This window comes from Flavobacterium aureirubrum (assembly GCF_038739835.1).
GTDB lineage: Bacteria > Bacteroidota > Bacteroidia > Flavobacteriales > Flavobacteriaceae > Flavobacterium > Flavobacterium aureirubrum.
The window spans coordinates 109,047-123,051 of record NZ_JBCGDO010000002.1 but is presented as its reverse complement, the minus strand read 5'-3'; the positions used below and the strand labels follow the sequence as shown (position 1 = coordinate 123,051).

Here is a 14,005-nt window from a genome sequence, read left to right as displayed (position 1 = left end):
ATACTGATTTATCTTCCCATATAAATTAATAAAACCGAAATGTCTGCTGGCGAAACACCGCTAATTCTAGACGCTTGTGAAATAGTAACAGGACGGATTTTGCTTAATTTTTGCTTCGCTTCGGTTGACATGGATTTAATCTTATTGTAATCGAAATTTTCAGGGATTTTAAAATCTTCCAAACGGATTAACTTTTCGGCATTATTTCGTTCTTTTTCGATATAACCCGAATATTTTACTTGTATTTCGGCCTGTTCAATTATTTCCTTATCTAAATCATGATCTTGAATATACTGCTGTACTTTTTCGAATTTTAAGATATCGTCTAGTTCAATCTGCGGACGAGAGAATACTTTAAACATTTTGTCCGATTGAACCATTGGAGCACTTTCTTTATCGACTAAAATTGGATTTGCTTCATCTGTGCTAACACTTGTATCCTTAAAGAAGTTGACCATTTTTTCACTTTCATTGAACTTGTGTTCCATTCGCTTTAAACGCTTTTCTGAAGCTAATCCAATTTTGTATGACTTAGGCGTTAATCTAAAATCCGCGTTGTCTTGACGTAAAAGTGTTCTATATTCTGCACGCGACGTAAACATTCTATATGGTTCTTCAGTGCCTTTTGTGATTAAATCGTCTATCAGCACACCTATATAAGCCTCATCGCGACGCAAAATCATTGGCTCTTGCTCTTTCACTTTCAATGCTGCATTAATTCCCGCCATCATTCCTTGTGAGGCTGCTTCTTCATAACCTGTTGTTCCGTTGATTTGTCCTGCAAAATATAAACCTTCCACTAATTTCGTTTCCAAGGTGTGTTTTAACTGTGTTGGAGGAAAATAATCATATTCAATTGCGTATCCAGGACGGAAAAATTTCACTTTTTCAAAACCTTCCACAGAACGTAGCGCTTTAAACTGAATATCTTCTGGCAAAGAAGTGGAAAATCCGTTGACATAAACCTCAACAGTATTCCAACCCTCGGGTTCAACAAAAAGTTGGTGACGTTCTTTATCTGCAAATCGATTAATTTTATCTTCAATTGACGGACAATAACGCGGACCAATACTTTTAATTCGACCATTGAACATTGGAGAACGATCAAAACCTTCCCGAAGAATATCGTGCACTTCTGGAGAAGTATACGTCATATGACACAATTTTTGATGAGATAAAGGTTTGGTTTCATCTGAATACGAAAATTTATCTGGGAAAACATCTCCCGGTTCTTCTCGCATTTTGGAATAATCCAAAGAACGACCATCTACTCGTGGCGGCGTTCCGGTTTTCATTCTTCCAGCTTCAAAACCAACTTTTACTAAATCATCTGTTATTCCATAAGCGGCACTTTCGCCTGCTCTCCCACCGCCAAACTGTTTGTCACCAATATGAATTAAACCATTAAGAAAAGTGCCATTGGTAAGCACCACCGTCTTCGCTTTGATTTCAATTCCTAGCGATGTTACAATACCTTCAATCTTGTTGTTTTTAATTAAAAGTCCTTTTGCCATTTCTTGATAAAAGTCAAGATTTGTGGTTCTCTCTAACATCAGGCGCCATTCTTCTGAAAAACGCATTCTATCACTTTGCACCCTTGGAGACCACATGGCCGGACCTTTTGACTTATTAAGCATTTTGAATTGCACCGCTGTTTTGTCAGAAATAATTCCTGAATAACCACCAAGCGCATCTATTTCTCGCACAATTTGTCCTTTAGCAATTCCTCCCATCGCAGGATTGCAGGACATCTGCGCAATATTCTGTAAACTCATTGTAACTAATAGCGTCGAACAACCCATGTTGGCCGATGCCGCAGCTGCTTCACAGCCCGCATGACCGGCTCCAACTACAATCACATCATATTTATCTAAAAACATATTAAATTTGTTTCACGTGGAACATTGCCATTTTCTCTTCCTCTTTCTGACGCATAACCAACTCGTCTTCCCTAGATTTATCTTTATAGCCACAATAGTGTAGCACTCCATGAACCATTACTCTTCTCAGTTCCTCTTCAAAACCGACCTTAAAATCCGAAGCGTTTTCAGCTACTCTTTCAACAGAAATAAAAATATCTCCATGTAACTCTTTTCCTATAGAATAATCAAAGCTTATAATATCTGTAAGCGTATCGTGCTCTAGGTACTGTTGGTTAATCTGTACTAAATAATCATCATCGCAAAATATATAATTGATCTCTCCTTCTTTCCTGCTTTCAGAAATGATCACTTTAGTAAGCCAATCAAAATAATCACACTCGTTAGCAATAGAGAACTCGGTTTCGTAATTAAAACTAATCATTGGACTTGAAATATTCTTGCACTTTTTGGTTAAAACTCGGGCGCAAAGGTAAGCTTTGTCTATTTAAGATCTCAATACTTTTTAAATATTGCTGCAACCTCGTTGGTAACGTATCTGCTTGGTTATTATAATCTTTCTTATTAGTTTCCGATTGACGTTTTTTATCTTCGCCTTGCTGTTGCACTGCTTTCTCTAATTTCAATAATTCATATCTCACATTCAAAATCTTTTGCAACACCTCATTATTAAAACCTTTATTCAGCAATTGCTTTTCAATTTGCTTCATTTGATCTACAGTATTTTGACCACTACCACCAATTCCTTGCTTCTTTAGCTCTTTTTCTAAAGCTTCTCTTAGTTGCTGCTGCTCTTTATAAATTTCCATAATGGCTTTTGCATCACCTTCGCCGTCTTCACCGCTTTCACCGTCCTTATTGCCCTGAGCATTTCCGCTTCCACCACCTTGACCACCTTTACCATTCTTGCCGCTTTTTCCACCACCATCTTTTCCATCCTTTCCTTCTTTCTTTCCTTCTGTTCCGCCTTCCGAATCGCCGTCTTTACCTTCGCTTCCTTCACCAGGTTTATCTCCTTTTTTCATTCCCTTTTTTACCTTCTCGCCTAAACCTTCCTGCTTTTTTATAATATCTGGAAGTTGCATTCCTGCACCTTCACCTTTTCCGGGTTTTGGCTTTCCTTGTCCTGCACCCGACATTTGCATTTGCATACCGTTCATAATGTCGCTGAGCATATCGGCTAATTTATTAGAAGCTGAAATCGCGTACTGTTGATTTGAGTTTCCTCTCGGAATATTAGCTTCAGCTAGATTCTCTAGCGCTTTATCTACATTGTATTGCACATTACCAATTTCTTTGGTAATGTCTTCTGCAATTTTTGGATTTCGCAATGATAAAGCAAACAGACTATCATCAACATGCTTGAACTGTTGCTTTAAATTTTGCTGAATTTTTAAATTTTTATTAAAAGAAGGCGCACCACGACTTAGGCTTTTAAACTGTTTCATCACATCTTCTTGAGAAAAAGAATACGCCAAAAGATTGTCTAATATTTGACGAAGCATCGCAACATCTTCATCCATTTGTTCCATTTCGCTCGAAGCCATTTGCTCTTGCATTTGCTGACTCATTTGCTTCATTTTTTTGGCTGCGCTCTTTTGTTTTGGCTTAGCTTTATCCTTTTGTTGTTTTTGCAACTGATCTTTAGCGTTGTTTAAATCTTCGTCAATACTTTTTTCTTTCTCCTCTGTTTTAGGTAAATCAATCGGCGCTTTTAATTCCTTGTTTTCTTTATCTAATTCCTTCAACTCTTCCTGTACTTTGTTAAAAGCATCGTTAATTTCTTCCTGCTTTTCGGCATTATTTCCTTCCGTTTTATCAGCTAATTTATCTTGCTTTTCTGCTAACTTATCGAGCTTATCGGCTATTTGTTCTGCTTTTTTCTCAACGTAATATTTCTTCGTTAACTCCACTAATTGTTCCAAACTTTTGGTCTGATTTTTAGCGTTTTGTTTGAACTTTTCCATTTTTTCAAAAAACTCTTCTTTACTGATTTTCTCGTTGAGCTTTTTGAGCTCATCCAAAAGTTTCTGGTTTTTTTCCAGTTCCTTTTGCGACTTCTCTAGTCTTTCTTGCAACGCTTCCTTCTTCTCGTCCTTCTTTTCTGTTTGGAACTTATCCAGATTTTCCTTCATCTTTTCTGAAAACTCTTTCGTTAAAGCATCTTGCTGCTTTTGCCGTTCTAGAAAATTATCAATCTTTTGCTGTTCTTTATATTCCAAACTCTCTTTTTCTTTGCCCATTTTTTGCAATTTATCCATTTCGGATAACTGCTTGTCTTGTGCTTTCAGTGATTTAGCTAACGAATTAATATTTTCATTTTGTTGCTGGAGTATTTGGTCTTCCTTTTCTTCTTGGGTTTCAATTCTATTGCTAAAAACCGAAGATTTGCTACTTTTAAAATTATGGATAGCATCATTATCAAAGATCTCGAAATAGTACTCGTAGGAAACGCCTTCTTCTACAGGAAGGTTGCTAGGAAACGAAAACACAAACTGGTCGTAAATATCCTTTTTAACCGCGATAGTTGCTTTTTTAGCAGTATTTGGCGTGTCTTTCGGATAATAAACGATTTGCAGTTTTGACAAACCATAGTCGTCCGCCACTTGCCCGAGCACAAAATTCTTATTCACTTTTAAACTATCAGGTGCATTGTTGACGGTGATTGTTGGAAATTGATCCTTTATCACCGAAATTTGATAATTTAACTTTTCATAATTCTGAATTTTATCGTTTGATGTTAAAATATGATAATCAATATTTTGAAGAATACTTTTGCTCAATAAAAAAACATTATCTTTTTTGGCGAAAGCAAAATGATTGTTCTCATTCACCCATTCCACTTTTTGTGTCGCCAAGGTATTCATGCGCCAAGTTACTTTCGTTCCTTCGGGAATGATAGCATTTCCTGTTCCTTTTATTATTTCGGCTTTTTTATTTAAATAACCCGGAAAATTTAACACCATTTCAAAATCGGCGATAGAAGGAACTGTAACCACTTTCAATTCATAATCACGCGAAGAAACGTCATTGGCTTCGACATGAAACTGTAAATCTTCACTAGGTTTTGGGATAATAAATTCAAATTCTCCAGCCTTGTTGCTTTCCATAAAATAACTTTCATTGCCAATAAAAATCATCGCGTTTTCTGGAACAACGTTACCAATAGTTTTCACCTTTAGCAGAAAATCTTTGTTTTGTTCGGTTTGCAACACTTTGTTTACAACCACAAATTCAAATGGCGCTGGAGGCAAAAATTGTTGTTTAAAATTGACTACTCGATTGAAACTTTGAGATAAAATTTCGGTTTTTCCTGTGAGTAAAAAGAAGAAAAAAAACAAAAGAGGAATAATAGCGAGTGGTAAATATTTTTTATTTTTATTTAAATTAATAGCGTTTCCAAAAGGAATGGGTTGTAATGTATTTGCTTTCTGTTCAATTGAAGCCAATAATAACTCTGATTTGTTTTGGTCTTTTGAAAGCTGTAAAAAATTAGTCAGCTTATCGCCTACTTCGTTAAAATGGTTTCCAATAATTGCAGAAGCTTGGTTGTAGTCAATTCCTTTTTGAAGTTTAAATAGCTTAAATATTGGAAACAAAATAAACCGAAACAACAAAAAGAGTTCAACAACAACGAATAGTATAAAAAGTATTGTTCTTCCTGCTGGTTTAAGCCATAAAAAATATTCGACAAAAAGAGTAAAAATGAAATACAATAACCCTATTCCAACGAAAAAAATTGTGCCACGCAACAATTCGTTGGTATAGAATTTTCTAATAAAATCTTCTAATTTTTGATAAATAATATTTGAATTCTCCAATTTTACTACGTTCTTTTTAAAACTGATAAATGTACAATTTAAATTAAACATAGAAGCGTTAAAAAAATGTCAAAGAAAAAGCTTGTAAATTGAAATTTTCTTTTCTAATTTTAAACTCAAAACCAACTGAAAATGAAATATTTATTGGCTTACTCAATTCCATTATTTGCCTTTTTAGGAATTTATTATGGAAATTTTTGGAGTTTTGGTGGTGTTGCATTTGCCTTTGGAGTTGTTCCGTTATTAGAACTTTTTTTGCCAACCGATGAAAAAAACTATACTGATAAAGATATTGCTAATCGACTAAAAAACCGTTTTTTCGACCTGCTTTTGTACATCAATGTTTTCATTGTTTACGGAATGCTTTTTTTTGTTTTGCATAAAGTTGCAACACAGCCTATTTCACTTCCTGAAATCATTGGCACCATTTTAAGTTTAGGAGTTGTTTTAGGTTCAAACGGAATTAATGTAGCACACGAATTAGGACATCGAGAAAAGTTGTTCGAGAGAATTCTTGGAAAATTACTTTTAATTCCCTCACATTATACTCATTTTTTTATTGAGCACAATCATGGTCATCATTTGCATGTTTCTACTCCAGAAGATCCATCTACGGCAAAATACAATCAGAGTCTATATGCTTTTTGGATACAAACCGTTTTTGGAACCTATATTAAAGCTTGGCAAATACAAAAAAAACTGAACCAAGTAGAAAATCGCTCGTTATTTTCTCTTAAAAATGACATGTTTTGGTTTACGATAATTCAAATAAGTTACTTAACGTTGATTTATTTATTGTTTGGAAAAACTGGTTTAATCGTAGCGCTGTTTTCTGGAATTGTTGGTTTTTTATTATTAGAAACTATCAACTACATTGAACATTATGGTTTGAAAAGAAACCAACTTCCATCAGGCAGATACGAACGTGTAACCGAAAAACATTCGTGGAACTCCAATCATGTTTTAGGTAGAATTATGTTGTATGAATTAACGCGACACAGCGATCATCATTTCAAATCGCAAAAGAAATATCAAATATTAGAATATCATGATGTTTCTCCTCAAATGCCTTTTGGCTATCCAACCTCTATGGTTTTGTCTTTTTTTCCACCGCTCTGGTTTGCTGTGATGAATAAAAGAATTCCTTTGGAAATGACGTCTTAATTGTATCTTTGTAGCGCATATTTTAAATTAATTCATAATACAATAACAAATGATTAGGGCAAATTTTTTTATTTTACTTTTTTTTGCATCTTCATTATTTGCTCAGAATAATACTGAAAAACTTATTCACCTTTCCGAAATAAAACTTTGTGAACTCACTTTATCAGATTTAAAAAAGAAAGATGAAAATCTAAAAGAAGTTGAAGTTATTGAAATGGATTTATGTTCTGATGGTTTTGTTCAAGATGGTAGATTTGAGAATAGAAAAGGATATGTTTCCTCGTTTTATCCTAATGTAATCTTTCAAAAAGACTCTTATGGAGACTACATTAGCAAAATAAGATTAACTAAAGAGTTTAAAGGATATCTTCCTGACGAAACATATATTAATCTCAATGAATTAACGGCTAAAATTGTAATTGAAAAATATTCAAAATTAGATACATGGAGTTCTAGAGGATGCTCAGAATATTGGAGTTTAAATGACGACAAAATTTATTTTTATGTTGCTATTGATAAAAGTAAAGAGCCAAGATATCCGATTGATAAAGCTTATTATATTACAAAAAAAATTGAAGGTGTAGATATTGTTTCTAACTGTTACAATTATTATAAAGAGAAACAAGATTCCCCTTTATATGTTATTGACGGAATAGAAGTGAATAAAGCGGAAGTAGAAAAATACAATCCTGAAGATATTGAAACTGTTACGGTTTTGAAAGAAAGCGCCGTTGAGAAATATGGCGAAAAAGGGAAAAATGGAGTTATAATAATTGTTACAAAAGCAAGTATTAATAAAAAATAACTCTTTATATATATCATACAATAACCTCAAAAAAATTACTTTATAAAAATGTCAAAACCTGTTAGAGTTCGTTTTGCTCCAAGTCCAACTGGACCATTGCATATTGGTGGCGTTAGAACCGCTTTATTCAATTATTTATTTGCAAAAAAACACAACGGTACTTTCTATCTGAGAATTGAAGATACCGATCAAAATCGTTTTGTTCCTGGTGCGGAAGAATATATCATGGAAGCATTAGAATGGCTTGGAATTGCTCCAAGTGAAACTATTGGAAAAAACGAAAAATTTGGACCTTATCGTCAAAGCGAAAGAAAAGATTTGTACAAACAATATGCTGATCAATTAATTGCTTCGGGCAATGCATACTATGCATTTGACACAGCGGAAAGCCTAGATTTTCATAGAAAACAACACGAAGAACAAGGGAAAACATTTATTTACAACTGGCATAACCGTGAAAAATTAGATACTTCATTGGTAATTTCAAAGGAAGAAACCGAAAAAAGAATTGCTAATGGCGATGCTTATGTCATCCGATTTAAAACGCCTGTCAATGAAATTTTAGAATTAAAAGACATCATTCGTGGTGATATAAAATTTGACACCAATTTGCTAGATGATAAAGTTTTGTTTAAATCTGACGGAATGCCAACCTATCATTTAGCCAATATTGTTGACGATCATTTAATGGAAACGTCGCATGTAATTCGTGGGGAAGAATGGTTGCCAAGTTTACCATTACATTATTTATTGTACAGAAGTTTTGGTTGGGAAGCGCCAGAATTTGCTCATTTACCATTGATTTTAAAACCTATTGGCAACGGAAAATTGTCGAAGCGTGATGGTGACAAAATGGGATTTCCTGTTTTTCCGTTAGAATGGAGAGATGCTTCTAGCATGACAATTTCGGATGGTTACAGAGAAAAAGGCTTTTTCCCGGAAGCTGTAGTTAACTTTTTAGCACTATTAGGATGGAATGATGGAACTGATCAAGAGCTTTTTTCATTGGAAGAATTAGCTGCAAAATTTGATTTAAACAGAGTTCATAAAGCGGGAGCAAAATTTGATCCAGAAAAAAACAAATGGTTTAATCATCAGTATTTACAAAAGCAAAGTAATGAGAGTTTGGTAAACGCTTTTAAAAAAGAATTAGAAAAAAATAGCACTTCGACTGCGCTCAGTGTGACAGACGAAAAGTTGATAAAAATTGTTTCCTTGATAAAAGAACGCGCCAATTTTGTTTCTGAGTTTTGGGATTTGGCTGATTATTTCTTTGTAGCACCAACATCGTATGACGAAAAAGCAGCAAAAAATTGGAAAGAGGAAACGCCAGGATTAATGCAACAATTAATTTCTGTACTTACAACTATTGAAGATTTTACTTCTGTAAACATTGAAACCATTATCAAAGACTGGATGACGCAAAATGAAATTGGAATGGGAAAAGTAATGCAGCCGTTTCGATTGAGTTTGGTTGGTGCTTTAAAAGGACCACATCTTTTTGATATTGTGGAATTGATTGGAAAAGAAGAAACCGTTAAGCGATTGGAAAAGGCAATTGCTTCGTTACAAAAGTAAAAAAGCCTTGAATTTCGGGGCTTTTTTTATAAGTTAAAAATAATTTGCCCGTTGATTGTACCAAGGTTTCCTTTAAACTGGTCACCATTATTTAAAACTCGCAACGCTTCATCGCTGTTGAGCTTGTTTAAAATATTTGTAAATCCATATTCGTAAAAAATAAGTGCGCGCACTGTTCTACTTCCTGCAGAAACACCTAGATAAAAATTTCCGCTAACAGGTGAAATATCTACTATTTGGTCTGCTCGTAATGTAGTTCCTTCTAAAATTTTATTTTCATCAGATGCGCTAATTTGTAACTTTCCGTTTATTTGAAGCACAGGTCCAAAATCTATAGAAACATGGTCTTCCACAACATTATAACTAAACAATAATCGCACTTGAACGCCTTGAAGGTTGTATTTTATTTTTTGGTCAAAAGTAGATTCCAACGAAAAATTATTAGAAAAAAACTGCATGCCATAAATCATACTCCAATTGTTGTAATAGTTGCCGCGAACGGAAAGTCCGCCAGCAAAACCCATTTCGGGGGAAGCATTGAAATTATCTGTAAACAAAGTAGTTTGTGAAATTCCAACAGAAATACCAATTCTATTTCCATCTCTATTCCCATATTGAGAATATACTAACGACGAAATTAAAACCAAAAGAAGCGTAAGTAATTTGTTCATGAAATGCTTTTCTAAAATTTGTAACAAACATACATATATTTCGTATAAACAATGTACTAACAATTTAATTTAAAAATGATGGATGTTTTTTTGATTGTGTTTTCGGTCTTAGCCCTATTTGTTTTGTTCTCGTCCTTCTTTACCGTGAAGCAGCAAACCGCTGTGGTTATTGAACGTTTTGGAAAATTTATCAGTATTCGAAACTCAGGTTTACAACTTAAAATTCCTATTATCGATAGAATTGCAGGAAGAGTAAATCTAAGAATTCAACAACTTGATGTGTTAATTGAAACCAAAACTAAAGATAACGTGTTTATCAAAATGAAAGTTTCGGTTCAATTTAAAGTAATTCAAGACAAGGTTTATGAAGCTTTTTATAAATTAGAATATCCACATGATCAAATCACAGCTTACGTTTTTGACGTAGTTCGTGCTGAAGTTCCAAAGTTAATTTTGGACGATGTTTTCGTTAGAAAAGATGATATTGCTATTGCTGTGAAAAGAGAGCTGAACGAAGCCATGACTACTTATGGCTATGACATTATCAATACATTGGTAACAGATATTGATCCAGATATTCAAGTTAAAAACGCTATGAATAGAATTAACGCTGCTGACAGAGAAAAAACAGCTGCTGAGTTCGAGTCTGAAGCACAACGAATTAGAATTGTAGCCAAAGCAAAAGCCGAAGCCGAAAGCAAAAAACTACAAGGTCAAGGTATTGCAGATCAGAGACGTGAAATTGCTCGCGGTTTAGTAGAAAGTGTGGAAGTGTTGAATTCAGTTGGTATTAATTCGCAAGAAGCATCGGCGTTGATTGTAGTTACACAACATTATGACACGTTGCAAGCTATTGGTGCTGATACAAACTCTAACTTGATTTTGTTGCCAAATTCACCACAAGCCGGAAGTGATATGTTAAATAATATGGTTGCCAGTTTTACTGCAAGTAACCAAATTGGTGAAACAATGAAAACACAACCTAAACGTGTTAAAACGAAAAATGATACTACTTCAACCGACTATAATCCTTCGGATACTTCAAATCCTGAGAGCGAAGTTTAAAATCGTAACAATATGAAAAAAAAGAGGCTTAATCGCCTCTTTTTCTATTTAAGTACCAATTGATAAGAATTGGGATTGCTGTTTTTAAAATGGTTCCATAAATTCCTGAACTAAAATTAGAAACTACTTCTAAAATTTTATTGATTTTCTTAAAAGGAAGAATACTTTCCTTTGTTTTGTCGATTGATAATAAAATCTTTTGGTAGTGAATTTCTCTCTCTACTTTGAGGATTTGTAACTCGAGCTCAATTTCTGCGTAGGATGAATATTTTTTCTTTTCCATGATTAGTCGTTAAAAAATATTTCTGAGAATTTTTCTAAAATTGGTCCTTCTACTATTTTGTCTTTCACTAAAAATAACAGTAGAGCCAAAACCATATAAATTCCTGCCACACATAAAAATCCTAATGGATAACTGTTGAAGATATCGCCCAATAAAAACGCTCCGGAAATGGAAATAAAAAGTAAAACTATCGTCAAACAAAATGCAATCAAGAAGAACTTAACCATCAATGTGGTTGATTTCATAGCTACTTTAAAACCCCAAAGTTTATAGTAAGCCAAACTGGTTTCTATATACGCTTTTGTGTTTTCTTGCACAGAATCGACGTTTTCTTTTAATTCTTCAAATGCCATTACTTATGAAGTTTAGCGTTTTGTTTTTTTAGCTCCGCTAATTTTTCTTCTAAAAAAACGATAGCTTCTTCGGTTTTATAGCTTGTATCAGAAAGTAAAGTGTCAATAGAGTCTTTTAATTCCTCTTTAGTACTTGTAAACTTTTGCTTCGCATCTGTCTCTAAAGTATTCCACTTGTTTTTTGCTTGATCTTTTAAATCATCAAAACCGTCTTTAATTTTTTCTCTGGTTTTTGAACCTTTATCGGGAGCGAATAAAATTCCTAAGCCAGCGCCAATTGCTGCTCCTGCAAGAAGTGCTAAAATGCTATTACTATTTAAATTTGACATGATTTCTAAAATTTAATAGTTTAAAGTTACGAAAAATATAGATTTATTGTTCAAAAACCATTAACTTATTTCAAAGCAATTTTAAAGACGATCGTTGGGTTGAATATAAACTGCTTCAAAATATTTAAAAAGAGGAATAAAAGCGATTTATGAAGGCCGTTTTTAATAGTTTTATTGAATTGTTTTTAGACACACTATAATTATTTCCAATAATAGAAAAAGCCACTAAAATGTGGCTTTATATTTAAAATATCTATTCTTTAAGACTTATTCTTTGCTTTCCACTTTTGCCCAAGTATCGCGCAAACCAACCGTTTTATTAAAAACTAATTTTTCTGCTGACGAATCTTTATCAACACAAAAATATCCTAAACGCTGAAATTGAAACTGGTCAAGATTTTTTGCCGATTGCAAACTTGGTTCAACATAACCTGTAATTACTTCCAGTGAATTGGGATTGATGAATTCTTTAAAGTCGATTTCTTTATTTCCGTCTGGACTTTCATGAGAAAATAATCGGTCATAAATACGAACTTCGGCAGGAATAGCATGCGCAGTAGAAACCCAATGAATGGTTCCTTTTACTTTTCGTTGACTGGCTTCGGTTCCGCTTCCGCTGCGAGATTCGATGTCGTAGGTACAATGAATTTCGGTAATAATTCCGTTTTTATCTTTGATAACACTTTCACCTTTAATGATGTACGCATTTTTTAAACGCACTTCTGTTCCTAACGTTAAACGGAAAAATTTCTTGTTTGCTTCTTCCTGAAAATCTTCTCTTTCGATATATAATTCTCTTGAAAAAGGCACTTTTCTAAATCCTAAACTTTCATCTTCTTGACTGTTTTCTGCATCGAGAATTTCTTCTTTTCCTTCGGGATAATTAGTAATAACCAACTTCACTGGGTTTAAAACTGCCATCACTCTTGGTGCTGTTTTGTTTAAAACTTCACGAACACAAAATTCTAAAAGCGATACATCAATCAGATTTGTCCTTTTCGCTATTCCAATAGTATTTGCAAAATTCCTGATGGCCATTGGCGGATAACCACGACGTCGCATCCCAGAGATTGTACTCATTCTTGGATCATCCCAACCAGTAACATGCTTTTCTTCAACTAATTGCAATAATTTTCGTTTGGAAACTACAGTATGCGACAAATTTCTTCGAGCAAATTCTCTTTGCTTTGGACGAATTTTTGTATTATCATAAATTTGATCTAGGAACCAATCATACAATTCTCTATGAGGTAAAAATTCTAGTGTACAAAACGAATGCGAAATTTGCTCTAAATAATCACTTTCGCCATGTGCCCAATCATACATTGGATAAATACACCAGTCATTTCCCGTTCTGTGATGATGAGAATGTAAAATGCGATACATAATTGGGTCGCGCATCAACATATTGTTGTGAGACATATCAATTTTAGCACGAAGAATATGCGTTCCATTTGGAAATTCGCCATTTTTCATCCGTTCAAAAAGGTCTAAATTTTCTTCAACTGAACGATTTCTATAAGGTGAGTTGGTTCCAACTTGTGTAGGTGTTCCTTTTTGTTTAGCCATTTCTTCAGATGATTGGCTGTCAACATAGGCTTTTCCTTTTTTGATAAATTCAACTGCCCAATCATATAATTGCTGGAAATAATCGGAAGCATAACATTCATTATCCCATTGAAAACCAAGCCATTCAATATCTCTTTTGATAGCATCAACATATTCCTGTTCTTCCTTAGCAGGATTGGTATCGTCAAAACGTAAATTAACTGGTGCTTGATAATCAATTCCTAAACCAAAATTTAAACAAATAGCACTTGCATGACCAACATGAAGATATCCATTTGGTTCGGGTGGAAAACGAAAACGAAGTTTATCTTTCGACAAACCGTTTTTTAAATCTTCCTCTATAATTTGTTCGATGAAATTGAGCGACTTCTCTTCTGTAGACATGGTAATTTTCTATCTTTCTGCAAAGATAGAAAATGTTTAAAGTTTAAAGTTTAAAGTTGTTTAAAAAAGCCCGAAAACGTCTTAACTTTGAACTTGAAACTAA

Annotated in this window: 12 protein-coding genes; 4 read left to right on the top strand and 8 right to left on the bottom strand. The window is 33.8% G+C overall.

Annotated elements, in window-relative coordinates:
• Positions 1-8 precede the first annotated feature (8 nt).
• Genes mnmG through WFZ85_RS02750 form a run of 3 tightly spaced genes read right to left on the bottom strand, consistent with a single transcriptional unit; the run spans position 9 to position 5,701 of the window.
• Positions 9-1,880, bottom strand: a complete 1,872-nt coding sequence (gene mnmG / locus WFZ85_RS02760; RefSeq protein WP_342694757.1) for a tRNA uridine-5-carboxymethylaminomethyl(34) synthesis enzyme MnmG — start codon at positions 1,878-1,880, stop codon at positions 9-11.
• 1 nt (position 1,881) lies between these two features.
• Complete coding sequence (ybeY, locus tag WFZ85_RS02755; RefSeq protein WP_342694756.1) at positions 1,882-2,304, bottom strand: rRNA maturation RNase YbeY; 423 nt, start codon at positions 2,302-2,304, stop codon at positions 1,882-1,884.
• Entirely contained in the window at positions 2,297-5,701 is a 3,405-nt protein-coding gene (locus WFZ85_RS02750; RefSeq protein ID WP_342694755.1) for a hypothetical protein, read from the bottom strand. Before WFZ85_RS02750 ends, ybeY begins: the two co-directional genes overlap by 8 nt.
• Before the next feature lie 132 nt (positions 5,702-5,833).
• Between WFZ85_RS02750 and WFZ85_RS02745 the strand changes: the two genes are divergently transcribed.
• The 3 genes from WFZ85_RS02745 to gltX are packed head-to-tail and all read left to right on the top strand — an operon-like array spanning position 5,834 to position 9,248.
• Entirely contained in the window at positions 5,834-6,865 is a 1,032-nt protein-coding gene (locus WFZ85_RS02745) for an alkane 1-monooxygenase (protein ID WP_342694754.1), read from the top strand.
• Between the two features lie 49 nt (positions 6,866-6,914).
• Positions 6,915-7,670: a hypothetical protein gene (locus tag WFZ85_RS02740; protein ID WP_342694753.1), complete on the top strand. Its 756-nt coding sequence runs from the start codon at positions 6,915-6,917 to the stop codon at positions 7,668-7,670.
• A 48-nt stretch (positions 7,671-7,718) separates the two neighbouring features.
• Positions 7,719-9,248 carry a glutamate--tRNA ligase gene (gene gltX / locus WFZ85_RS02735; RefSeq protein WP_342694752.1) on the top strand — a complete coding sequence of 510 codons (1,530 nt, stop codon included), beginning with the start codon at positions 7,719-7,721 and terminating at the stop codon, positions 9,246-9,248.
• Positions 9,249-9,274: 26 nt separating this feature from the next.
• On the opposite strand, the gene WFZ85_RS02730 is transcribed toward gltX, so the two are convergent.
• Positions 9,275-9,919: a PorT family protein gene (locus tag WFZ85_RS02730; RefSeq protein WP_342694751.1), complete on the bottom strand. Its 645-nt coding sequence runs from the start codon at positions 9,917-9,919 to the stop codon at positions 9,275-9,277.
• 78 nt (positions 9,920-9,997) lie between these two features.
• On the opposite strand from WFZ85_RS02730, the gene WFZ85_RS02725 reads away from it, so the two are divergent.
• A complete protein-coding gene (locus WFZ85_RS02725) occupies positions 9,998-10,984 on the top strand; it encodes an SPFH domain-containing protein (protein WP_413789726.1) in 987 nt (328 codons plus the stop codon).
• A 28-nt stretch (positions 10,985-11,012) separates the two neighbouring features.
• On the opposite strand, the gene WFZ85_RS02720 is transcribed toward WFZ85_RS02725, so the two are convergent.
• From WFZ85_RS02720 to WFZ85_RS02705, 4 genes are all read right to left on the bottom strand, one after another.
• On the bottom strand, positions 11,013-11,267 hold the full coding sequence (locus WFZ85_RS02720) for a DUF6327 family protein (protein WP_342694749.1): 255 nt from the start codon (positions 11,265-11,267) through the stop codon (positions 11,013-11,015).
• Positions 11,268-11,269: 2 nt separating this feature from the next.
• Positions 11,270-11,620, bottom strand: a complete 351-nt coding sequence (locus WFZ85_RS02715) for a competence protein (RefSeq protein ID WP_342694748.1) — start codon at positions 11,618-11,620, stop codon at positions 11,270-11,272.
• Positions 11,620-11,949 carry a YtxH domain-containing protein gene (locus WFZ85_RS02710; RefSeq protein WP_342694747.1) on the bottom strand — a complete coding sequence of 110 codons (330 nt, stop codon included), beginning with the start codon at positions 11,947-11,949 and terminating at the stop codon, positions 11,620-11,622. The genes WFZ85_RS02715 and WFZ85_RS02710 overlap by 1 nt, the downstream gene beginning before the upstream one ends.
• Positions 11,950-12,216: 267 nt before the next feature.
• On the bottom strand, positions 12,217-13,902 hold the full coding sequence (locus WFZ85_RS02705) for a glutamine--tRNA ligase/YqeY domain fusion protein (RefSeq protein WP_342694746.1): 1,686 nt from the start codon (positions 13,900-13,902) through the stop codon (positions 12,217-12,219).
• Between the last annotated feature and the right edge of the window lie 103 nt (positions 13,903-14,005).

Bases quoted from the DNA above. Each gene is read 5' to 3' on its own strand.
- WFZ85_RS02715 (WP_342694748.1), bottom strand. From the start codon at position 11,620: ATGGCATTTGAAGAATTAAAAGAAAACGTCGATTCTGTGCAAGAAAAC.
- WFZ85_RS02740 (WP_342694753.1), top strand. From the start codon at position 6,915: ATGATTAGGGCAAATTTTTTTATTTTACTTTTTTTTGCATCTTCATTA.
- WFZ85_RS02725 (WP_413789726.1), top strand. From the start codon at position 9,998: ATGGATGTTTTTTTGATTGTGTTTTCGGTCTTAGCCCTATTTGTTTTG.
- WFZ85_RS02730 (WP_342694751.1), bottom strand. From the start codon at position 9,919: ATGAACAAATTACTTACGCTTCTTTTGGTTTTAATTTCGTCGTTAGTA.
- gltX (WP_342694752.1), top strand. From the start codon at position 7,719: ATGTCAAAACCTGTTAGAGTTCGTTTTGCTCCAAGTCCAACTGGACCA.
- WFZ85_RS02720 (WP_342694749.1), bottom strand. From the start codon at position 11,267: ATGGAAAAGAAAAAATATTCATCCTACGCAGAAATTGAGCTCGAGTTA.
- ybeY (WP_342694756.1), bottom strand. From the start codon at position 2,304: ATGATTAGTTTTAATTACGAAACCGAGTTCTCTATTGCTAACGAGTGT.
- mnmG (WP_342694757.1), bottom strand. From the start codon at position 1,880: ATGTTTTTAGATAAATATGATGTGATTGTAGTTGGAGCCGGTCATGCG.
- WFZ85_RS02745 (WP_342694754.1), top strand. From the start codon at position 5,834: ATGAAATATTTATTGGCTTACTCAATTCCATTATTTGCCTTTTTAGGA.
- WFZ85_RS02710 (WP_342694747.1), bottom strand. From the start codon at position 11,949: ATGTCAAATTTAAATAGTAATAGCATTTTAGCACTTCTTGCAGGAGCA.
- WFZ85_RS02705 (WP_342694746.1), bottom strand. From the start codon at position 13,902: ATGTCTACAGAAGAGAAGTCGCTCAATTTCATCGAACAAATTATAGAG.